The sequence below is a fragment of the Actinoplanes sp. NPDC051346 genome (genome assembly GCF_040682215.1).
Classification (GTDB): domain Bacteria; phylum Actinomycetota; class Actinomycetes; order Mycobacteriales; family Micromonosporaceae; genus Actinoplanes.
This window is the reverse complement of sequence record NZ_JBFBAJ010000027.1, coordinates 1-21,786: the sequence shown is the minus strand read 5'-3', so window position 1 is coordinate 21,786 and position 21,786 is coordinate 1. Positions and strand designations below refer to the sequence as shown.

Below are 21,786 nucleotides of genomic sequence, written 5' to 3'. Positions count from 1 at the left end.
CCACACGGCCCTCGACGCATCGTGGCAGGCAAGACCGCAGAGCGTACTCCGGTACCATGACGTTTCTCCATGTACGCGCTGCCACCTGCGGGGAGGGGTTGCGATGTTGCCGGCCGAAGCGCTCATGCGCCAGATCAGCGTCGAGATCGACGGGCTGAAGAGCGTGGCCGAAGCCATGCGCCAGGAACTTGAGTCGAGCTTCCGCACCCAGGTGACACCGATCCACGACGCTATGCAGCCGGGGGCGAGTATCGGCGGGCCGATCGCGGGTTCCAGCTGGGTCGCCTTGCAGGACAGGTACAGCGTCAACATCCAGGCGACGCTGGACGCCTTGTTCAACCTGGATCTCGGCAGTCAGGCGGTCGCTGACGCCGCGCATGTGATCGCCCGCGACTACGGCGACGCGGATGCCTTCTCCGCGACCCGGGTCACGGATGTGCAGCAGGTCATCAGCTACACCCCGCCGGAGCCCGGAACCGACGCGGCGAGCACGGGGGCGGTCACCGGTGAGTGAGTATTCGTCGTACGACATCAAGCAGCTGTTGGCGATGGTCACCGCCGGGAAGCAGACGCTCGGACAGAGCCACGAGCAGATTCAGGCGTGGACGCGGGCGCAGCAGATGCTCGACCGGCACTGGACCGCGTTGCAGGGCTTCCGCCAGCAGCTCGCCGCGAAGTGGCCGCCCGAGCAGAACGCCGCCTCGGCCGCGTACCTGCTCGAGCTGGACCGGCTCCTCAACGCCGTGACCCAGACCGCAGAGGCGGCGAGCTCCAACGCGGTGCAGATCGGCTACGTCACCGAGGCGATCACCCAGGCGCACACGACTCTGGAAACGCTGCACCGCGAGTACGTCGACAACGAGGCGAAGATCGCCGACTACAACGCCAAGGTCGACGCCGTCGGCACCGGGGTGTCGGCCGTGCAGGGACCGATCGCGGGATTCATCGCCAAGGACGCCACCGAGTTGTTCACCTCACCGCCCGTGGACGACGGCCGACAGGACCAGCTCCAGCAGCAGGCCCGCCAGGCGATGGACACCCTCAGTGGCGCCGCCCACGACGCCAGCGTCAACATGACCACCCCGCCGGATTACATTCCGCCGCGGGTCGAGAAGGACGGCGACACGCACCTGGGAAGCGACTCGACGGGCGGCGGGGCGCAGCGGCCACCGACCATCGATCCTCCCGCGCATACTCGCGCCCACCTGACGGTGCCCGGTCACGTCGAGACCGGTGGCGGGGACGGCGGCTCGGCAACGGGTACCGGATCGCATCCTGCTGCGGGCGTTGTCGGTGGGCCGAGTGGCGGTGCGTCGCAGCCGCCCTCGAGGGTGACCGGGCCGGAGCTGTCGGGCGTGATAGCGCCTCCGCCCGTCCCACCGACTCCCCTTCCGCCCCCGGTGACCGGCCCGACCACACTGCCCAGCCCGACGCCGCTGCCCGCGATACCTGCGACGCCCGGCATTACGCCGCTGCCTGGGAACATCAGCGGCGCACGGGCTCCACTGGGTACGACCGCAGGCGGCGCAGCACGCACCGGCATCGGTGGTAGCACGGGTGGTGCGGGCGTCCGCGCGTTGCCGCCCGGCGGCCGGATCGATGGGGTCACCGGGCTACCCCAGCAGCGCGCGGGCCAGCTCGGAGGCTCGCGAACCGGCGTTCAGCGAGTGAATCCGGTCGGTGGTGTGATCGGCACCCAAGGCGGAAACCCGGTCGGCGGCGGGACCGGGGCCCAGCGCGCGAACGCGGCCGGTGGCGCGATCGGCGCGCAGCGCGGACCGGGCGGGGCCAGCGGTCCTGCGCCGGCGAACTCGGGCGTCACGGGCATGACGCACGGCCGCCGGGCTGGTCGCTCCGAGACCGACCAGGGCCGCCACTGGGATCCGGACAATCCGTGGGCAGTCGCCGAGGGCGTGGCACCCGTGATCGAGCCCGACCCGGCCGACACCGTCGACCCCGGACCCGGGATCATCGGACTCCACCGGTGAGGGCACGCCAGCCTCGCCGGATCGCCGCCTGCGTGGCGGGTGCGCTGAGTGTCCTGCTCGCCGGGACGCCGGCGGTCGCCGACTCCATGCGTAACCGGCAGTGGCACCTGAGCGCGCTTGACGTTGCCACCGCGCACCGGATCAGCACCGGTGAGGGCGTCACCGTCGCCGTGATCGACAGCGGGGTCAACGCCAAGCACCCTGATTTGGCCGGCAGCGTACTGCCCGGCATCGATCTAACCGGCGATCGTGGCGACGGGCGGACAGACACTCACGGGCACGGCACCGGGATGGCCGGACTGATCGCCGCCCACGGCCACGGCCAAGGCGGCGCAGACGGCGCGCTCGGCATCGCCCCGGGCGCGAAAATCCTGCCCATCCGCGACGCGGTCGGGAAAATCGGCAACCCCACCAACCTTCCCAAGGGCATCGGCCTGGCCGTCGACCGCGGCGCGAAGGTCATTTCGATCTCTTCGGTGGCAGGGACATTCCCGGCCCTCAAACAGGCGATCGCGAACGCGGTCGCCCGCGATGTCGTCGTGGTGGCCGCCGTCGGTAACCGCCCCGACGACTTCGCCGTCGGCTATCCGGCGCGTTACCCCGGAGTCATCGCGGTCGGCGCCACCGGCCGCGACGGCAACCTGGCCAAGGTCAGCATCACCGGCCCGGAAGTCATGCTGACCGCGCCCGGCGTCGACGTCATCTCCACCGACGGTCCGGGCGGCTACCGCATCGGTACCGGCACCAGTGACAGCACCGCCATCGTGGCCGGTGCCGCAGCCCTGATCCGATCCCGCTACCCGGACGCGACCGCCGACGAAGTCATCCATCGGCTGACCGCCACCGCCACCGACAAAGGCCCGCCGGGCCGCGACCCCCGGTACGGATACGGCACCCTCAACCTCGTGTCCGCCCTGACCACTGCCAACCTGCCCGCCGCAGAAAGCCCCAGCGCGTCGGCATCGCCAGTGGCGCCCGCACCGACCGCAACCGCCAGCGCACCACCGGTCGACACGTCCGGCCCAGCCTTCCGTTTCACCACCGCGTTCTACGTGGCCATCGCCATCGCAGCCCTCATCGTCGTCAGCGCAGCCGTGCTCCTCGTCTGGCTGATCACTCGCCGACGACGACCTTGAGCAAGGCGTCGCTCATCACCCGTTCCAGCGCGCGATCCCGTGAACGACGAACCATGCGGCCTGTGCGCGCAGCAGGCCGCGGCTTGGTCGGGCTCCACCGTGGCGTAGGGCTACCCCTGCCCCGCTGATGCTGCCCTGGCGAACTGCTTGACGGCCGCGACGCGGCCCCGCAACTTTCTTGCCCTCGCCGGTCGGGTCGCCCGCGGCCTCGATGGCCTCGATCTCGCGGCCCAACTCGGCGGCCTCGGCCCAGAGTGCACCCGCTACTTCCTGAGCGGCTGTACGGACCTCGTCGAGCTTGTCCTGACGCCACACGCCGCTCTGAAGAAGGAAGAAGCCCGCCTCGGGGGAGTACCTCACGCCTGAGCCGCCAGTCTCGAAGTGCTCGCGTAGGCGACGGGCCGAGGCGACCTCGGTCAGGTCCGCATCAGTCCAGGCGCCAACCCGGGCAGAGACACCGCCGAGCATCGGCGCTGCCGCTTACTGCGCGGGTCAGATCAGCGGCGAATGCCTCGGGGCGGGCTTTAGATGGTTGGCGGCTTCGCGGGGGCAGGCGGTGTGGCTACGGACCCTAGTTGGCGAGTACGCGCATGGTGGTTGTCGGCGTACGGATGCACGCGTACTTACCTGGACACATTCTTCAGTACGTCGACAATGTGGGAGTAGCGGCGCCTCGGACCCTCGCCGACATGGTGGCGAGGGTCCGGGGCGCGTGCTGCTCAGACGGCGGGGCTGGTGGCGGTCATCATGCCGTAGCCGGTGTTGACGGCGTTGGCCCCTGCGTCCCGGATGTACAGGAAGCCGGTGTTGGCTTGGAAGACGATCCGGGCACCGCGGATGGCCGGGCTGGTACCGGCTTTCATCCCATAGCCGGTGTTGACGGCGGCTCCCGCGGAACTCCGGGTGTAGAGGAAGCCGGTGTTGGCCTGGAACGCCACTGTGTAGCCGGTGATCGTGGCGGCGATGGCAGGACTGCTGCCGGCCGCCATGCCCAAGCGGGTGTCGCTGGCGGCGCCGGTGTTCATGACGTACAGGAAACCGGTGTTGGCCTGGAAGGCGATCGCGTACGTACCGTTGGACAGCTTGGTGATCGACGGGCTGGTGCCGGCCATCATGCCGTAGCCGGTGTTCACGATCGCGCCGTTGGAGTCGCGGGTGTAGAGGAAGCTGTTGTTGGCCTGGAACGCGATCCGCCAGCTGCTGGTGGAGCCGGCGATGGACGGGCTGGTGCCCCGCATCATGCCCAGGCCCAGATTGGCGGTGGCCCCGGTGGCGGTGTTACGGCTGTACAGGAAGCCCGTGTTGGCTTGGAAGGCGACCAGACCGCTGGAGATCGCGGGGCTGGTGCCGGCCATCATGCCGTAGCCGGTGTTGGTCATGACGCCGCTCGCGCTGCGGGTGTAGAGGAAACTGGTGTTGGCCTGGAACGCGGTCTGACCGTCGGAGGTCGCGGGGCTGGTGCCGGCCGCCATGCCGTAGCGGGTGTCGAGCATGGCGCCCGTGGCGCTGCGGGTGTAGAGGAAGCTAGTGCCGGCCTGGAACGCCGCCGGGAAGGCGGTGGGGTCGGTCGCAGGGCTGCCAGTGGGGGCTGTGCCCACACCCTCCTGTACTCCGACGCCGAAGCCGGTGTCGGGGCCGGCAATGCCGCCGCTGACGAAGCAGTCGATCTTCTTGACGTAGACCCGGTGCCAATCCTCGATCTTGTACCAAACGCTGCCTTGGCCGCGCTGGTCGTAGTGGCCGGTCTTGTAGAGATCGCCCTGCTCGTCTCGGACCTCCACGTCGGTCACGCAGTTCTGGTACGCGCGGAAGGCGTCGACGTCGAAATACTTCAGGTAGGAACTGTCCTGAGCGGAATTCAGTCCCGGCGCGAGCTCGTAATCGCCGGGCCAGGAATCCTTGTTGTTGAAGCCCGAGGTGGGGATGCAGGGACCGGGCTCGCGCCACGGCAGGTCCAGGTGGTCGTAGCCGTCCCGGGGCCAGGAATCGGGCCAGCACCAGTTGTTGGCGATGAGGATCGAGAAGTTCGACGTCTGGTTGTAGACCTTTCCCCCGCAGCCGGGCGTGTAACACCGACCGGCAGCGGCGGGGCCCGCCGGCAGTACCGCCACAAAGGTTCCGGCCACGAGCGCGGCAAGCGCCGCGGCCGCCCTCCCCCTCATCCTGATCCGACCCACGCCTACCCCTTCCGGTTCGTAACTCTGAGTAATCGACGGGAGGGCGCCCTATGTCGCCGGCTCCCTGCGAGCGTCGAACCGTAACACCGCGGGCTGCGGGAGCCAATCCCTGCTCAGCAAGGGAAATCGACCGGCTAGACGTCGCGAGCAACAGTGGCATTCTGACGCCACACCAGACACGGCGCTGCGGACGTACATCACAATCTGTGAGTGGAAACGTACGTCCGTCACCACGTCCGGCCCATCGTGCGCCGCGATCGCGGCCATGACCGGGCGCACCCAGACGCCAGGATCAACGCGGCGGATCGCGGTGCCGTACCGCTGGAGCGTGCGCCGCACCTCGGGGGTAGAGGCGGGTCAGGACGGGCGTCAGGGCGGACACGATGGCGGCGAGGGCGGCGAGTGCCGTAGCGCGGCCCGAGGCTGAAGCGGCGCAGGATCATCAGGGTGACAAGCCGGGCGTCGGCGAAGTACGTCACGAGCGACCCCTGCGCGATCGACGAGTCCGCCTCTGCCGGGGGCGCTTCGGCGGGGCAGCGTTTACATCGAGGCGCGCTGCCCGCGCCGCGTCGGCGAGCGTGCCGTACTTAGCCTCGACGCCAAGTCCGCCAGGATGAGCGATCGTCACCGCCTCGGCGGCCCTGTCGGTCTCGTAGTCCAATGAAGGCCGTGGCGCCGCTCGGATGCCGAGCCGAGCACCACGAACCGCACACCCGCCCGAACGACGTTGTGACGCAACGGCTATTGCCGATGTCGGCGCCCCGTCTCGCCGACGTCGCGGTCACTATCGCCGTGGGCGCAACGGTCGATGCTGCGACCAGCGGCCCTGACCGAAGTTGTGACATGAGTCCCGCAAGCCTTCTCTACATGCATTCGTCCTATTGGGACTATTCGGGCGTGCCGCGGCCAAGCAGTTCTGAGTCGGGCCCGGCAACGCGGTACCGCGCGTTCCGGCTGATCGTCGCGGCCGCGAGGAGTAGGACTGGTATCACGGCGAGCGCGGTCCGGCTTCCCTGGGCATCGGCGATGTATGCGAAGACGGCTGCTCCTGCCGCACCGCCGGCCATGTCGAGGCTGCTGAGCCAGGACATCGTCTCGGCGACGCGCCCTGGCGGGGCCAGGTCGCCACCCAGGCTGCGCAGGGTGGCGAAGAGCGAGCCGATCATCAGTCCGGTGGCCGGGCAGACCAGGAGCACCGCCAGGGGGGAGAACCGCGTACTCAGCGCCAGCGCGGCGGATCCGGCCGTGAACACGCCGAGTTGCACGCAGAGTCCGCGACGGCGGGACAGCAGATTCGGTGCCGTACCCAGCGCGAAGCTGCCCAGCACGCTGCCGACGGACAGCACGCCCAGGTACACGCCGGTCAACCCGGCCGTGTGGAACTCCCGAGCGTAGATCGGCAGCACCACGTCCAAGGCGGTCACCGCCGTGACGAAGAGGCCGTTCGCGGCCAACAGGCACCGCACAGGCGCGGCGGCCAGCAGACCCGGCCGGCGTCCGGACCACACCGGCCGCGGCGGCGCGGAGGGAACGCCAATCAGCAGTACGACCGTGCCGATGGTCAGCACCGCGACAACCGCGAACGGGGCGAGGCGCGACAGTGACAGGCTGAGCCAGCCGGCGAGTATCGGACCGGCGATCAACGCGCCGCCCATCATGGACGAGTCCAGGGCCATCGCCGCGGTCAGCGTCCCGGCGTCCACGGCGTGGTGCCAGACCGTACGCATCATGACTCCGATGGGCGGGCTGGTCGCGCCCATGGCTGCGGCGGATGCCAGCACCGTGGCGACCGATCCGGCTCGGCTCGCCGTCAAGACCAGCACAGCCATGGCCGTCAGGTGCGCGGCAAGGCAGCCGAGAAGGACCGGACCGGTGGAAAACCGATCGATGAACCGTCCCCGAAGTGGGGCGCTCAACCCCTGACCCACAGCCGAGCCGCTCACCGCGAGGCCCGCAATCGCGTACGAGTAGCCGTCGCCGACCAGGAGCAACACGCTCAGGCCGACCATGCTGGGTGCCAGCTTCGACGCCAAGCCGACGATCGCGAGCCGCCAGAAGCCGGGCACGTCCAGCAATGTCCGGTAGTCGGCGAGGAATCGCCGCGGCGGGGTGGCCATCGGCGTAGACCCGACCCCGGGCGGTCCCGGGCGGCCCACTATTGCCGCATCCCGGCGCGGAGTGCCTCGACGGACCATTCGAGCATCGGTGCCAGACTGATCGGCACGGGCCAGCCGTTGATCACTGCCAGCAGGGACAAGTACCGGTCTCTGCGCGGGTCGTTCATGCTCTCCAGAAGCGCCCCTAGGCGCCGGCGCACCTCGGCGTCACCGGGTTCGGCGGGGTAGCCGAGGATGTGCGCGTAGTGCGCCGTGAGCCCCGCGATGATCGGCTCGGCCCCGGATGAGGCCGGGTCCACGCCGGCCGCCAGCGCCGGAGCGACCTGTGCACGAACCGCTTCGGCGAGGACGCGGGGCAGACCCGTGGTGTCGTCCGCGGCCCGGTCGCTCGCCAGGTCCCGGGCCATGCCATGCAGGGTGGCGCGGAAGTCGCTGTCCTCGAACAGTTCGGCCAGATCCACCCATGCCTCGACCTGTTCCGGCTCCGGATTGTCAGGCAGTTCGGGAGTCATCGAGCGGGTGACCGCCGCGAAAGCGGGGTGCTCGTGAAGGCCGTCGAAGACGGCGCCGAGGAAGTCGTCGATCAGACCCTGTCGTTCGGCGGCGGACAGCCTCGCCAACCGGTGGATCACATCCAACTGCGCGGGGGTGGAGCCGCGCCGCGCCGCCACCGTCAGCACCGCGCGGCGTAGCCGCAGCACCCGGATCTGCACCTCCAGCGCCTCGGCGTGCGCCGCGGCTACCTCAGGCAGCGAGGCCCGCCGGTCCACCACCTTCCGGATGGTGGCAAGGTCGATTCCCAGCTCACGCAGGGTACGTACCAGGTCCAGACGGGCGACGGCGTCCGCACCGTATCTGCGGTAACCGGCCGGGCTGCGGTCGGTCGGCGGCACGATACCGACATCGGAGTAAAACCTGACGGCCTTGACCGTCAAACCGGTCCGCCTCGCCAGATCACCGATCGAGAAGAGCATGTCGCCGTTCATGCCCCTACCCTTACGTCTCCCCCTACCGGAGACTCAAGCCGTGTGCAGCAGGTCGGGAGTGGTCAGACGTCCTGGGTCCAGACACCCTGCGCATGCTCGCCGGGTGCGATCCAGAGGTGTGGCTGGGAGAGGCTGCCGTTCTCCCAGGGGAACGTACCGTCCCGCTCCGGCCAGACGACCTCGAGAAACGGGATGGGCGGGTGCCGGGTAGGACCAGCCCGGCCCCTGCTCATCCGCGGGAACGCCAGTGACGCTCCACCCGAACTTCTCCACGTTGCCGATCACGCCGCGGTCGGCAACGTCGTAGTCGTCGCGATCGCCGTAGTCGTGGCACATGACGCAGCGGCAGACCCGCGAAGCCTCGAACACGCGCAGAGCGTATGCGATCACCGCCGTATAGCGGTAAACGGCCTGGCTCGGCCGTGGCGACCCTGATTCATCGGATGCAGTTTCTCGGCACGAGCTCACTGAAGTACTGTCCCGAGGCCGAATCAACAAAGTCCTCGAATATGAAGCCGTCACCGACTCGCTGGTCGGCGCCGAACAGGAAGGCACGATCACGGCCGAACAGGCTGCCCGTCATAGCGCCCTGATCGGTCACTATGAAAGCCGCCGAACCCGCAGCTAATGAGGTTCCAGCAAAGAGTTTGGCACGCCGAGACGGTCGTACGGAATGTGACGCTGCGGCGGAGCCGGCGCGCCCGATCGGCCAGATGTGCTCACCTGAACGGGACAACGCGGCGGCGACTACGATGGCGGCCTATGACTGCGCCGATCCTGGACGACGAGCCCGCCGCGACCGGCGCCCGGCCGTCGGTGGTCGTCTGGATCGTGCTGCTCGTCGTCGCCGGGCTGTGCTGCTGGGGCGGGATCGCGTTCGTGCGGTACATCGGCGGCTACAACTCGCTGCGCGACGCGGGCTCGCCGGTCCCGTCGCCGATGGACCGGCCTACCCCGACCCCCTCGTGGTCGCCGACCCACCCCGCGGACGAGGACTTCGAGACCAAGCTGCGCCACGAGCTTGAGAGCGGAGTGCTCGCGGCCGCGATCACACCGGCGCCCGTCGCCAGCGGATGCAGCGTGGTCGTGCGAGCTCAGGCATCGTTTCCGTGCTGGGTGACGTATGCCGGCTCGAAGGTCACCTTCACGGTCACGATCAACGAGTCCTCCACCGGCGGTGTTCTCACAGTGATCAAGTACGACATCAAGGCGAACGAGGTGATCCTCACGCGCGAGGCCGTTCTCCGCAAGGCGTACACGGCCCGTGGCGACGACCCCATCCGCTGCGACGAGTTTCCGGAGGTTTCGGTGGTTGGGGTGGATGCGACGATGGCCCAGTCCTGCTATTGGGAGCCGCGTAAGAAGGAGACACGCCGGCTGACGGTGCGGGCGACGAGGTTCTGGAGCAGCGCATACGGCGTCGTCGACGTCGACGAATGAGTCCCCTTCGGCTTTGATCGCGGGCCGGCGTGGCGGCGGGGCCGGGCCAGCACCGATCCGCCGGGACGAGCACATACCCGGCACCGAAAGGTCTGATCACCGCCGAACCCGTGACCGGGCGTCACCGACGCCACCGGCGGAGGTGCTCCGGTGCAAGACGTCCTGAACGACGCGGATTTACATCGAGGCAGACTGATATCCGGCTCGCCGAGCAGAGTTCCGCCGTTTACTATCCGACGCGCTTGCGCAATTGCGGCTGGAAATCGCGGGCAGCCCGCGAGAAGACTCTACAGCTTGGATTGTCCACACCCATTGGGGGGTCGACGCTCGATAATCGCCTTTGTCCGTGTTGAGACGATCTTTCTTGTCGCCGCGGCGGCAGGTGCTGCCGCTGGCTCACCTCCGACCGTGGGGAGGTGATCACAGAACGCATTGCGACCGTGTCCGTACGGTGCGCCAACGTGACGTAAAACCTAGGCCAAACGGCGACTCATCAATTGACATGAAGCCCTGGTCATGTCGATGATCGATGCCGTTGACGGGACGCCAATCGTCGGCCCCGGAAATCGTTGAGACGGTGCTCCGGTGTCTCGACCCGTCCTGTGCAAAACGGGGGATGAGCGAGTGCAGCGGGTGGAGTCTGTCCAGGCCGATCAGGCGGTTCCGTTTGAGACGGCCGTTTTGGGGGTTCCTGAATCGTTTCGAGTTCCGCGTCAGCGTGGCCAGCGTGACAGCGGCGGCAAGCGCCCGATGTATGCGCCGGTGCCTCTCCCGCCAACCGACGCGGAGAAGTACCTCTATGCGAAGCGGCGTCTGTTTCCACTCACCTTCGCTTCACTGATCAGCTTCACCTCTCTGCTGCTCAGCCAGGTGTCGTTCGTGCAGACCGCCCCGTGGCTGCTGGCGATCGCGCCTTTCCTGATCTTCACCGTCGTGTACTACCTGGTGTCGCTGGCGGTGAACGCGTTCACCAAGGGCTTCGACCTGAAGGACCACAAAGCGCTGGTCCGCTCGTGGAAGCCGGCCCGCTACCCGTCAGTCGACGTGTTCCTGCCGGTCTGCGGCGAGGCCCCGCACGTGTTGCAGAACACCTGGGAGTCGGTTCGCCAGATGGCGAAGTTCTACCCGGGCCCTGTGGACGTGTACGTACTTGACGACTCCTCGGAAGCCGTCATGGAGCGGATGGCCCTCCGGTTCGGGTTCGTCTATCAGCGTCGTCCGAACCGGGGCTGGTTCAAGAAAGCCGGCAACATGCGGTACGCCTTCGAGCGTTCGCTGAGCGACTACATCCTCGTGCTGGACGCCGACTTCGCGCCGCGCAAGGACATGCTGTACGAGATGATCCCGTACATGGAGCGGGAGCCTGATTTGGGCATCGTGCAGTCGCCTCAGTTCTTCCGCGTCCACAAGGGCCAGGGCTGGCTGGAGCGCGGCGCTGGTGCAGTGCAGGAGCTGTTCTACCGCTCGGTGCAGGTGTCCCGGAATAACCACGAGGCCGCGATCTGCGTCGGCAGTTGCGCACTCTACCGGCGAGAGGGATTGGCGGAGATCGGCGGCAACACGCTGATCGACCACTCCGAGGACGTGCACACCGGCTTCGACCTGCGGCGCTCCGGCTGGCGGCTGCGATACATCCCGGTCGCCTTGGCCGCAGGAGTCTGCCCGCCCGATGTGCCGTCGTTCTTCACTCAGCAGTACCGGTGGTGTGCCGGTTCGATGAGCCTGCTCGGCTCGAAGAAGTTCTGGGAGCAGAAGCTCAGCTTGCGCGGACGCCTGAGCTACATCTCCGGGTTTTTCTATTACCTGCACACCGGGTTGTTCGCCGTGGTGGCGCCGATCATCCCGTTGCTCATGCTGACCGTCTTTCCGGAGCAGGTCAGCGTCATCAACTACCTGTACATCGTGCCCAGCCTCATCTACAACTTCGTGGTCTTTCCCCTCTGGCACCGATGCAGGTACGGGCTGGAGACCTTCACCGTGAAGATGATCTATGGCTGGGCGCACTTCTTCGCCATCGTGGATATCATCCGCGGACGTCGGATGGGCTGGCAGCCCACCGGCGGCACCAAGAAGAAGTCGAAGACACGCAGGCTGAGCATCGCTCTGGGCGGGTGGACTTTCGCCACCAGCCTGATCTGGGTCGCCTCCGCGGCGTACAGGATGGTCGCCGACGACGCCTGGACCTACACCCCGCTCTTCCTGACCGGCATGTTCTCGCTTCTAGTCGTGATGCAGGCGCTGTTCATCGACCCGATCGAAGACCGTGACGAGGTACTCACCGCGTGAAGACTCGACACCTTCTCGTCTCCACGGTGATCGCCGCGCTGGCGATCGTGGAATTCGCCCACTTCCGTGGCGTCACGTTGACCGACGGTAAGCCACCCGCGCATGCCGACACCGGCATCGTCGCGTCGGCCCCTCTCGACACTTCGCCGCCGCCCGCGTTCGACGTCACGCCCCTGATCAGGCCGAAGAAGAAATACTTCGGGGTGGCGCTGCCGGGGGATCCGACCGGTCCCGCCGGCGTATCGAAGTTCTCCAAGCTGGCAGGCGGCAAGCAACCGAACATGCTGACCATCTATGCGGCCTTCGACGACGGCTTCGCCGCCTCGGAGGTGCGAAAGGCATACCAGCAGGGCGCTCTGGCCATCGTCCGCTGGGAGCCTTTCGACGCCAAGCTCAAGGATATCGCGGCCGGCAAGCACGACGAGTACGTGCGGAAGTTCGCGACTGCTATCCGCACACTCAACCTACCGATCGCCATGACGTTCGCGCACGAGATGAACGGCAGCTGGTATCCGTGGGGCCACTCGAAAAATGATCCAGAAGACTTCGTCGCCGCCTGGCGTCACGTCCACGATATCTTCGCCGAGGTTGACGCCACCAACGTCATCTGGACGTGGACGCCCAATGTCATCAACCCTGTGCCGAAGGTCAAACTCAAGCCGCTCTACCCGGGTGACAAATACGTCGACTGGATTGGCATCGACGGCTACTTCACTCACAAGGGCGCGCATACCTACGACACCCTCTTCGGTCCGACCATGGACTCGATCCGAAAATTCACGAAGAAGCCCTTCCTGATCGTCGAGACCGGCGCCGAGCCAGGGTCATCGCGACCGGCATGGATCAAAGGGCTCATCCGGGGCACGGTCAACGACGACGAGTCGCTCGGGTTCGTCTACTTCAACCAGAACGGGTCCGCCAAGTGGCGGATCGATAATGACTCCAGCGCGGTGGCAGCCATGCGTCAGGGCCTAAAGACCGCCGAAATCGGGTTCCAGGTGAAATGAACGCCATCCTTCAGCATCCGACGAGCCAAGACGCCGAAGTCCGGCCTGCACCGTCTTCGAGCAGGACGACACCATCCCGTTACTCTGCGCTTCTTGCCGTCATCCCGGGGGCCGCTGCACTAGCCATCTGTCTGCACGGCCTGGCCGACCGCTCGATGTGGAACAACGAGTACGCCACGTGGCACGCGACCTCGATCTCCCTCGCGGATTTCGCGGAACTTCTACGCCGAACGGACCTGGCCCATGTCCTCTACTACATGATCATCCGAGGGTGGATGGCAGTAGGTGGCGACTCTCCGTTACAAATGCGGCTTCTCTCGGTCGTGTCGATGGCACTCTGCGCCGTGTTCATCACGTTGATCGGGCGCCGACTGCTTGGAACGCCCGTCGGCGTGTTCGCCGGCCTGTTCTTCGCCGTCATCCCTGCCGTCTCCCGATATGGCCAGGAAGCCAGGTCCTACGCACTGGTAACCGTTGCCGGGGCCTTCGCCACGCTAATGTTGCTGAGGGCGCTGGAAAAACCGAGTCGCACGCGGCTCATACTCTATGGCATCGGTGTCGCGTTGATGGGCCTGATCCACTTCGTCTCACTGACCCTGCTGGCCGCGCACTTCATACTCTGGCTCAACCGCACGCGCGGAAACACGGAGCACCGCTGGCGAGTCGCTATCGCGGTTGGGTTCGGCATGCTGGGAGTGATCTGGCTGCCGGCGCTGGCCTCGCATCAATCGGCCTCGATCTCCTGGATCAAGGCGGACCGGGCGGCGATCATGGCGTTTCCGGCGGACATGTTCCTATCAGGCCCTGTCGCAGTGGCGCTCGCTGTCCTCTCCGTTCTCGGCTTCAGCTACCTCATGTTCGTTCCTACGGTGAGGAACCGCCCGGTAGCGACGATGCTGGCAGCCTGGGCTGTCGTTCCTCCGATCTTTGTGCTGGTCACCTTCCCGCTCCTGCACATGTTCCTTCCTCGGTACGTATTGGTCGTGCTACCAGCCTGGTCCCTACTCGCGGCCGTCGGCGCCTACCTGAGCGGTGCACTGATCTGGCGATACCTGGGACCCGTCACGGCGACGATCTTTGTCACCGCACTGCTGTGGGTGGCGCTGCCGGCGCACGCCGTCGTCCGTCAGAGCCCCGTCTACGGGCAGCCGGACTACCGTGCCGCGATCATGATGATGCAGGAACGCCAGCAACCGGGCGACGGGGTCGTCTTCAACGACGTCTTCGGGAAGCTCTCCGACCTCGCCCGGGAGGCGTTCGACTACGAGCTACGGGACGCCGCTAAGCCACGTGACGTATTTCTCGACAAGACCGCAGCACAGCGCGCCTCATTCTCTGCCTCGGAGTGTGCGAATCCGGCTCCATGCCTGCGTGACGAAAAGCGAATCTGGCTAATCCACACGGGTTGGTCGAAGGACCCGTTCGACGGGATGCCGCCAGCTCGTTCGCAGGTGTTGAAGCTTAACTACACAGTGGCCGAGACGATCGAGTTCACCGACGTCAACCTCGTTCTCTTGAAGCGCCGCCCGTGAGCCACGAGGAAACCGCGCCCGATCGAGCGGGTGCGAACCGGGCTTCAGAAGCGCGGAGACGCGGCCTTGGCCCCACGGCAGCGGACGGCGCTCGCGGCGGAGCTGTCCGGGTTTGTTGAAGGCGCTGTGACGCTGCTACACCCACCCGCCAGCGCCACCGGCAGCGCGGAGGTCAACACCGAGGGCTGGCGGCGTCAGCAGACCCGCGACGGTTCGCCGAGGTGGCCGATCACGTGCGCAGGTCGAACCATCTCGACGTTGATGCCGTGCCGGGCTCCGCGACGCCCGCGGTCAGCGCGTCGCGGGCCCGTACCCCGCGCGGATCCTGGGCCAGTTCGTCGACCGCCTGGCGCAGCAGGGCGCGCAGTTCCCCGCGCACGCGCTGGCTCGCCGACGCCCGCCAGATGGTCATGGCGGAGCCTTGGCGCCGCCCGGCCGGCTGGCCGAACACCACAGCCGGCGGACGGTCGTCAGCGGAGAATTCGCACTTCGGCGGAGCGCGTGGTTACCGCCGATAGGTGCGTTTCGGGGAGTAGCGGACGTTGCCGGCCTTGTCATACGCCCGGAGTTCCACGGTGAACTTCTTGCCGTACTTCTTGGGGTTGAGCGTGAACTGGTATCCGGCCTTCGTGTCGGTCGCGGCCACCTTGCCGTTGACGAGCAACTGAACCTTCGCCACGCCGTACCTGTCGTTCGCCTTCGCCTTGAGCGTGACCTTCTTCGTCAGCTTGGCCTTATTCTTCGGCGCCTTGGTGACGGCGATCGTCGGGATCGTGTTGTCGATGTAGACGGTCCGCCGCGACACACCGGTGTTGCCGGCCAAGTCGGTGAGCTCGAAGGTGAGCGTGTGCTTGCCGTCCTGCACCACACGGCTGTTGACACGCACGTTCAACGGATGGCGGTCGGTGCTGCCACCACCTTTGTGATCGTCAAGGTAGCTGGCCATGGACCGCACCCATACATTGTCGTGCGCTTCATAGGGCCACGCGTCAAATGTCCCCCGCAGATGCGTTCCCGACGGGCGGAAGACCCCGGTCGGCCGGTCATTGTCGACGACCGCATGGGGGAAGTCGTTGAAGGCCACGTTGCCGAACCGGTCGACGAGGCGGATCGTAAGCGTGACACGACCGTTCTTGGTAAGAGGGTCCAGCGCCAGGCTCACGTTCCCCGAGAGGGCGTTGTCCAGTTTGACGGTCCGCACCAGGCGGCCGTTCTGCAGCAGCTCGACACGGTCCAGACCCGCCCGGTCAGCGGCGGTCAGTGTGAGAGGTTTACGGACGCTGACATACCAGCCGCCCCACCCTGGCTCGGGCAGGCTCGAAAGCTGATAGGTCGGCCCCCAACGATCGACGTACACCTTCACCGGAGCGCTGCGCGTCCAGTGGCCGGCGCTGTCAACGGCGATCAGGGTGAGGGTCACCTCCTGATCCAAGAAGTTCTGCGGGTTCCAGCGCACATCCCACGGCGCCCCGGAGGCACCGTCGGCTATCTCACCGAACCTCTCCGCGGTGGCGTCGATTTTGATCGACCGAACGTCGGCACCGTCGGCGACTGTAGGCCGAAACACTATCGGTCCGTTGATGACCGTGCCCTCGGCGATGCCCACATTGGTGATCGGTGCGTCCGCTGCCTGGGCAGGCGGCGACACGAACAAGATCGCCGCGACGGCGGCGAGGACCGCCGTGGTCACGGCCGTCAGCCTTCTGGTCACTTGCTCCCCCATCGATGATCACCGCGATCATAGATTGAGGCCGGCCGGTGATGCGTCCTGCCCTTGTATTAGGTATCCGGCTGCGAGACTCCTGGGCGTCTAGCCGCTCGCCGTGGAGTCACCGCGTGACGCCAGTAGCGACCCCGTTACCCCGTGGTGCTGGCCAGGGAGCGAAGTACGACGAACGGTCCCTCCCATGGTGGAGAAGGACCGACATTGGCACCTGCGGGCGCTGCTTGCTGCCGAGCTACTGGTCAACGCCCGGCGCAGCCGCTCGGTCCTCTGCCGCCGCTCGGACCTAGCCGCCCGCATCGTCGAGCACACGGTCACTTGATGATCAGCTGTTGGATAGGCATCTCCGGAGCCTTGGTGGTGCCGTAGCCGGACACGGACGTCTGCCAGACTCCGGCCTCCTGTCCCTCGGCCGCCGGGACCTGCAGCTCGATGCGGGTCAGCAGACCCTTCTTGTCCACCGTCGCGGTGAACGGCAACGGCCTGCCCGGCTTGGCCAGCGCCCGCGGGATGGTCCGCGCGGTGGAGCCGGTGAAATCGACCGTGCCGGTGATCGTGTTGCCGTCCCGGGTCGCACCGTCGACGACCTGGTCCAGGACAGCGGCGATACCACCGAGGTCAGCGCCGAGCGCTTCGGCGAACTCAATGTCCTGCCGCACGTACGCGGCATCCTTGTGTTCCAGGCGCCACCAGTGCTCGCCGTCGAAGATGTCCCCGCCTAGACGAACGTAGCGCCGCTCACCGGCGCGCCGATATTCGTACAGGGTCTGCCCGTCGAAACCGCGCTTGTACAGGCCGAAGTTCAGCCCGTCCGGCAGGGCCAGGTAACCCTGGCGACGGTAGTCGCCCCAGATCGTGTAGAACGCGTAGTTGCCCTTGCGGATTTCCTCAGCGGTGTGGCGCAGGGTGACCTTCGGGCTCTCGGCGGGCGCGACATCCGGCGCGGGCTCCTTCGAGGTGGAGCAGCCCGCGGACACCATCGCGACGGCTGCTAGGACGGCCAGAGCACGTCTTATGATCATGGCGGAATGCTATCGGCACGGATGTTCGCCGACAGGTTCCTGGACTCTGGCGCAAGAGAGCGTGATTGACCTGGTTGTGGGCAAAGTGTGCCTCTGCCTGGGTCAGCGGAACCAGCCAGGCGAGCACGACGGGCGCGTCGATCTGGATAACCCGGTCGAGGTCGCCCACGTCGATACCGAGTTCGAGGGTGCTGGTCGAGACGATGACACAGTCCCGGGCCTCCGCGAATGCCTCTTCGGAACGCAGCCGCTCGGCCATGGACAGCGACGCATGCGACAGAAATGTGGTGATGCCGTGACCGCGGAGCAGTGTCCCGAGTTCTTCGACTCGCTGGCGGGACTCACAGAACACGAGCCGCTTCTCACCGCGGTGCAATCCGGCGATGATCTTTGCCGCGTTCTGTAGGGATCCGACGTAGTCGAGCTCGACGTCGCCGGGCGGCGGTCCTGACAACGGGAGTGGTGGGCCCGGCGCGATGACGACCGACGACCTGGTTTCCCGGCTCGATCCTTGCAGCCAGAGAAGTAGGTCGGCGGGATTGCCGACAGTCGCTGACAGTCCGACGCGCTGGATCGGCCTGCCTGCTATGCGGCTGAGGCGCTCCGCGACGGCCAGGAGATGCCAGCCCCGGTCATCGCCGGCGAAAGCATGCACCTCGTCCACAACGATGACCCGCACATTGCGGAAGAAGTGCCGGTACCTGGACCACACCGGCTCTCGCAGCATTATGGGACGTAGGGACCGTAGCGCGTACTCCGGTACCATGGCGTTTCTCCATGTATGCGCTGCCACCTGCGGCTCTCATGCGCCAGATCAGCGTCGAGATCGACGGTCTGCAAAGCGTGGCCAAGGCCATGCGCGATGAACTCGAGTCGAGTCTTCCGCACCCAGGTGGCACCCATCCACGACGCGATGCAGCCGGGCCGATCGCTGGCGCCAACTGGGTCGCCTTGCAGGACAGGTACAGCGGCAACATCCAGGCGACGCTGGACGCCTTGTTCAACCTATCGACGTCGAGGGCCGCCGCCTCGCTGATTCGTGCCCGCTGGCCCCGAAGTGTGAACTAACAGGAGATCGGCGCCCGCGTCACATGGCACTGCCCAGAACGGGCATGGTGCGAATGGACGCCGTTTGACAGATCTGTCGGCCGTGGCGTTAAGCGGGCAGGCCGTCAGTGCCTCGTCGGGCTATCGCCGGCGCTCAGCGGCACAGTGTCAGGCCACAGGCGCAGGCGCGGCCTCAGCTTCGGCTTCGGCTTCGGCTTCGGTGAGCGGTCGCATCTCGCGGATCCCTCTTCCCACAGTCGCGGCGATTGCCGAGATCGAGGCCGCCGCAGCGAAGCACAGGATCGCGGCGGGCCCGCCCCAGGTGGCGACGAAGACGCCAGCCAGCATGGGAGCGGCGGCGGCCGCGGAGTTCGCGACGAGGAAGATGACACTCACCACGCGGCCCTGAAGCCGGTCGGGAGTGATCGCGCTCTGGTAGCTGAACAGGGCCGCGTTGCAGGCCGGACTGAGAAACAAGGCCACAGCCACGGGTACGGCCGCCGCCACGCTCGCGGTGAACAGCGCGCTGAGCGCTATCAACCCGGTCGCCGCCCAACAGATCGTCCTGACCAGAACGGTCAGGCGCAGCCACCGTTGCAGCGCTGGCGCCGCGAACGCGCCCAGCAGCCCACCCACGCCGATGATCGTCTCGGTCAAGCCGATGACCGCCGGGGGTGTGCCGTGGCGCTGCAGCGTGAGAATGATGGCGAAGATGGCGCCGTTGAAGGCGAGGTTGAGCGGTGCGGAAATCGCCAGCAAGGCGCGTCGGAACGGGTCGCGGAAGACGAACTTCACGCCTTCAGCCAGTTCGACGCCGTACCTGGCGGGTGTCTCTTGCCGGTCGCTCTGCAGCGGTTTGCGGATCAGCGCCACCCCGACGAGCGAGCCCAGGTATGACACGGCGTTGCCGAAGAACGGCAGCGCGTGGCCCAAGCCGAACAACAGGCCGCCCAGCGGCGGACCGACCAGAGAAGCGCCGTAACTACGAGCTTCATTGCGCGCCACCGCTTCAGGCAGCTGAGTGGTTGGCACGATGCTGCGCAGCGCCGCGTGTTCCGCGGTACCGAACAGCGACCCGCACGCCGCGTCGACGATCGCCACGACGATGATCACGGCGAGGTTCATCCACCCGGCGACGACCGCTACGCCCAGGCCGACGAAGGCGGCCAACCGGACGACGTCACAAACGATCATCGCCCGGCGTCGGTCGACCTGATCGACCAGCACGCCGATGGGTAGGCGACACAACAGCCTGGTGACCAGGGCGATCGTGCCCACCAGGCCGGCCTGAACCGGCGAGCCGGTGAAGGTGAGCACGAGCAGAGGTAGAGCCAGTAATGCGACGGTGTCGCCCAGCTCGCTCAGCGTCTGGCCAGCCCAGAGAAGGTTGAACTCCCGGTTGCGCCACAGGCTGCTCACTGCGCCGCCCGGTACGGGTAGGCCTGCACCACGACTATGACCTTCTCGGCATCTTCGCCTGATGCCTCGCCCATGTCGTACTCGTTGATCAGCCGCCATACCTCGGCGCGGAGTTGTTCCAACCGTTGCGGCGTGGTCCGGATGACACCGTCTCCGGAACCCGCGGCCTGCCGCCAGGCCGAACTCCACTCACGGCGTGCCAGCTGCGCCCGGTAGGCCTCGATCGCCTCGTCCCATACCCGGCGTGCCGCTCGGTCCATAGCGGCAACCGCTTCTTCACCGCCCGGACCCAGCTCGTCCGCGTTCTCCGGGAAGTGGGTCGAAACGTGGCTTGCCTTCCACCACCGTTCCCGACCGTGAGCGCCCTTGCCGAGCTCCGTCGCCTCTTCGATGAAGCCGTACCGGGCGAGCAGGCGCAGGTGGTGACTCGTTTGACCGGAGTCCGTCGCCAACTTACGGGCCAGGCTCGCCGACGTCGCCGGCCCGTCGATCCGCAGCGAGCCGAGGATCCGCAGACGCAGCGGGTGCGCCATCGCTCGCAACATCTCCACATCGGTCAAATGCAGCTTACCGGAGTCCACCATAGATCGCAGAGTATTTGATGCATAGGATGTTTGCAATAGGAGTCCGGCCACAGCCGAGATGGCACGAGTAGCTGCGTCGTTGGGTTTGAGTCAGCTCGCACGCACGACGTGGCAGGAGGCGGTTACGGGCGCCTTCGCAGGCCGGTGGACAGTGACACCGCCCATCGACGGCTGGACACTCGTCGCCTCGAGCAGCATGCCGACCCCAGAGGACCATGGATTCGAGCCGTGGCCGGCCGGGCGTTGAGGTGTCGATCCGCGAATTCTGGAAGGTGCTCACATGGCAGGGTTGCCTTGGATCGCAGAGTCCTCCGTGCCCATGTGAGGAGGCGGAGGATGGCGACAGCAGCACCGCTCGCCGCCGCAACCCATACGGTTGCCTGCGCCCAGCCGGCTGCCGAACTCTCCCCTGGCAGGCCGCTCCGCAATGGAAAGACCACCATGTTCATCGCGGCGCCCACAGGAACGGTAAGGGCGGCGAGAAACCCCACCGCGCCTCGTCGCCGTGCCAACGCTCCCGCGATGCCGAGCAGCAGCCCGAACACCACAGCGCGCACCAGCCAGTAACCCACTGTCCGCCAGTACGCATCGATACCAAACAACAGGTCCGTCGCGTAGTACGCCACAGTGGCGATGAGAAGGCCGGCCGCACCAGCCGCCGCCCCGGCGATGGCTGCTTTCACCGGCCGGACGGCGGTACCCGTGAGACATCCGAGAACAAAGGCGAGCGCTGCCCACGCCCACCCGGAGTCCAGGATCAGGCTGATGAAGATGGCCGCCCAGGTCGCTGCGCTGTCCTCGCTATGAGCTTGGCCCACCTCCCCCAACATGCCGGGCACATTGTTGACCAAGGACGTGAGGGCACCGAAAACGGCGCCAATGACCACACCGACCAGCAATCTTGAGAAGACGGGCACGCGCAGGATCGTATCGATCAATCACGAAGTGTTGGTCCATCGCGTCCCAGCGGCAGGTTGCACGCAGCAGCTGCAAATAGCGGGGCCACAGCTGAAGCTGGAGTTGCCCCACAGCCCGGTGCCCACCAGGAAGCAGTAGGCCAGCGAGCCCATCGCCAGGCGGGCCCACACCGTACCGGCGTGAGCAGCTCAATCGTCGCTTCCCGAGCCCTTGGATAGCGGCTCGGCTACCGTCGCCGACGGTCGTGCTCAGCTATGCCGACCGCCTCGACCGCCCGCCTCCGTGCCCGCACGAAAACATATCGGCCGGCATGCGGGGGCATGCCGGCCGGTCTTTCGGGGGGCGGGAAAAGCATTCGGTGCGGGGTCAGCGGCTGCCGAACTCCTGCGTGTAGTACGGGTTGC

Annotated in this window: 20 protein-coding genes and 1 pseudogene; 9 read left to right on the top strand and 12 right to left on the bottom strand. The window is 66.9% G+C overall.

Annotation, left to right across the window (positions count from 1 at the left end; all coding sequences use genetic code 11):
* Positions 1 to 103 precede the first annotated feature (103 nt).
* The 3 genes from AB0M36_RS36900 to mycP are packed head-to-tail and all read left to right on the top strand — an operon-like array spanning position 104 to position 3,124.
* On the top strand, positions 104 to 514 hold the full coding sequence (locus AB0M36_RS36900) for a hypothetical protein (protein WP_364167254.1): 411 nt from the start codon (positions 104 to 106) through the stop codon (positions 512 to 514).
* Positions 507 to 1,988 (top strand): hypothetical protein, encoded by a 1,482-nt coding sequence (locus tag AB0M36_RS36895; protein WP_364167252.1) that lies wholly within the window; start codon positions 507 to 509, stop codon positions 1,986 to 1,988. Before AB0M36_RS36900 ends, AB0M36_RS36895 begins: the two co-directional genes overlap by 8 nt.
* Positions 1,985 to 3,124 (top strand): type VII secretion-associated serine protease mycosin, encoded by a 1,140-nt coding sequence (mycP, locus tag AB0M36_RS36890; protein WP_364167250.1) that lies wholly within the window; start codon positions 1,985 to 1,987, stop codon positions 3,122 to 3,124. The genes AB0M36_RS36895 and mycP overlap by 4 nt, the downstream gene beginning before the upstream one ends.
* A gap of 15 nt (positions 3,125 to 3,139) precedes the next feature.
* Here the strand turns inward: mycP and AB0M36_RS36885 are convergent, their stop codons facing one another.
* From AB0M36_RS36885 to AB0M36_RS36865, 5 genes are all read right to left on the bottom strand, one after another.
* The gene (locus tag AB0M36_RS36885) at positions 3,140 to 3,592 is read right to left on the bottom strand and encodes a hypothetical protein (RefSeq protein WP_364167248.1); all 453 of its coding nucleotides are present in this window, start codon (positions 3,590 to 3,592) and stop codon (positions 3,140 to 3,142) included.
* 251 nt (positions 3,593 to 3,843) lie between these two features.
* Positions 3,844 to 5,286 (bottom strand): hypothetical protein, encoded by a 1,443-nt coding sequence (locus AB0M36_RS36880; protein ID WP_364167246.1) that lies wholly within the window; start codon positions 5,284 to 5,286, stop codon positions 3,844 to 3,846.
* 902 nt (positions 5,287 to 6,188) lie between these two features.
* Entirely contained in the window at positions 6,189 to 7,418 is a 1,230-nt protein-coding gene (locus AB0M36_RS36875; protein ID WP_364167244.1) for an MFS transporter, read from the bottom strand.
* Between the two features lie 38 nt (positions 7,419 to 7,456).
* Complete coding sequence (locus tag AB0M36_RS36870; protein WP_364167243.1) at positions 7,457 to 8,404, bottom strand: MerR family transcriptional regulator; 948 nt, start codon at positions 8,402 to 8,404, stop codon at positions 7,457 to 7,459.
* 62 nt (positions 8,405 to 8,466) lie between these two features.
* Positions 8,467 to 8,637, bottom strand: a complete 171-nt coding sequence (locus AB0M36_RS36865; protein ID WP_364167241.1) for a hypothetical protein — start codon at positions 8,635 to 8,637, stop codon at positions 8,467 to 8,469.
* 529 nt (positions 8,638 to 9,166) lie between these two features.
* Between AB0M36_RS36865 and AB0M36_RS36860 the strand changes: the two genes are divergently transcribed.
* From AB0M36_RS36860 to AB0M36_RS36845, 4 genes are all read left to right on the top strand, one after another.
* Entirely contained in the window at positions 9,167 to 9,844 is a 678-nt protein-coding gene (locus AB0M36_RS36860) for a hypothetical protein (RefSeq protein WP_364167240.1), read from the top strand.
* A 624-nt stretch (positions 9,845 to 10,468) separates the two neighbouring features.
* Positions 10,469 to 12,130, top strand: a complete 1,662-nt coding sequence (locus AB0M36_RS36855; protein WP_364167238.1) for a glycosyltransferase family 2 protein — start codon at positions 10,469 to 10,471, stop codon at positions 12,128 to 12,130.
* A 26-nt stretch (positions 12,131 to 12,156) separates the two neighbouring features.
* Positions 12,157 to 13,137 (top strand): glycosyl hydrolase, encoded by a 981-nt coding sequence (locus AB0M36_RS36850; RefSeq protein ID WP_364167236.1) that lies wholly within the window; start codon positions 12,157 to 12,159, stop codon positions 13,135 to 13,137.
* Positions 13,134 to 14,669 (top strand): glycosyltransferase family 39 protein, encoded by a 1,536-nt coding sequence (locus tag AB0M36_RS36845; protein WP_364167234.1) that lies wholly within the window; start codon positions 13,134 to 13,136, stop codon positions 14,667 to 14,669. Before AB0M36_RS36850 ends, AB0M36_RS36845 begins: the two co-directional genes overlap by 4 nt.
* A 229-nt stretch (positions 14,670 to 14,898) precedes the next feature.
* Here AB0M36_RS36845 and AB0M36_RS36840 read toward each other — a convergent pair whose 3' ends face one another.
* Entirely contained in the window at positions 14,899 to 15,081 is a 183-nt protein-coding gene (locus tag AB0M36_RS36840) for a hypothetical protein (protein ID WP_364167233.1), read from the bottom strand.
* A 93-nt stretch (positions 15,082 to 15,174) separates the two neighbouring features.
* Entirely contained in the window at positions 15,175 to 16,359 is a 1,185-nt protein-coding gene (locus tag AB0M36_RS36835; protein ID WP_364167232.1) for an Ig-like domain-containing protein, read from the bottom strand.
* 217 nt (positions 16,360 to 16,576) lie between these two features.
* Here AB0M36_RS36835 and AB0M36_RS36830 point away from each other — a divergent pair, with 217 nt between their 5' ends.
* Positions 16,577 to 16,714, top strand: coding sequence for a hypothetical protein (locus AB0M36_RS36830; protein WP_364167230.1), 138 nt, complete (start codon positions 16,577 to 16,579; stop codon positions 16,712 to 16,714).
* Here AB0M36_RS36830 and AB0M36_RS36825 read toward each other — a convergent pair.
* Both AB0M36_RS36825 and AB0M36_RS36820 read right to left on the bottom strand, forming a co-directional pair.
* Positions 16,707 to 17,414: a hypothetical protein gene (locus AB0M36_RS36825; protein WP_364167288.1), complete on the bottom strand. Its 708-nt coding sequence runs from the start codon at positions 17,412 to 17,414 to the stop codon at positions 16,707 to 16,709. The two genes, AB0M36_RS36830 and AB0M36_RS36825, sit on opposite strands and share 8 nt — an antisense overlap.
* A 190-nt stretch (positions 17,415 to 17,604) precedes the next feature.
* Positions 17,605 to 18,141, bottom strand: a pseudogene (locus tag AB0M36_RS36820) (DEAD/DEAH box helicase); the annotation flags it as partial.
* Positions 18,142 to 18,191: 50 nt separating this feature from the next.
* Here AB0M36_RS36820 and AB0M36_RS36815 point away from each other — a divergent pair.
* Positions 18,192 to 18,482 carry a hypothetical protein gene (locus AB0M36_RS36815; protein WP_364167228.1) on the top strand — a complete coding sequence of 97 codons (291 nt, stop codon included), beginning with the start codon at positions 18,192 to 18,194 and terminating at the stop codon, positions 18,480 to 18,482.
* Positions 18,483 to 18,629: 147 nt separating this feature from the next.
* Here the strand turns inward: AB0M36_RS36815 and AB0M36_RS36810 are convergent, their stop codons facing one another.
* The 3 genes from AB0M36_RS36810 to AB0M36_RS36800 form a co-directional block, all read right to left on the bottom strand.
* Positions 18,630 to 19,880 (bottom strand): MFS transporter, encoded by a 1,251-nt coding sequence (locus AB0M36_RS36810; protein WP_364167226.1) that lies wholly within the window; start codon positions 19,878 to 19,880, stop codon positions 18,630 to 18,632.
* Positions 19,877 to 20,464, bottom strand: coding sequence for a helix-turn-helix domain-containing protein (locus tag AB0M36_RS36805; RefSeq protein WP_364167225.1), 588 nt, complete (start codon positions 20,462 to 20,464; stop codon positions 19,877 to 19,879). The genes AB0M36_RS36810 and AB0M36_RS36805 overlap by 4 nt, the downstream gene beginning before the upstream one ends.
* Positions 20,465 to 20,586: 122 nt before the next feature.
* A complete protein-coding gene (locus tag AB0M36_RS36800; protein WP_364167223.1) occupies positions 20,587 to 21,402 on the bottom strand; it encodes a hypothetical protein in 816 nt (271 codons plus the stop codon).
* Positions 21,403 to 21,786 lie beyond the last annotated feature (384 nt).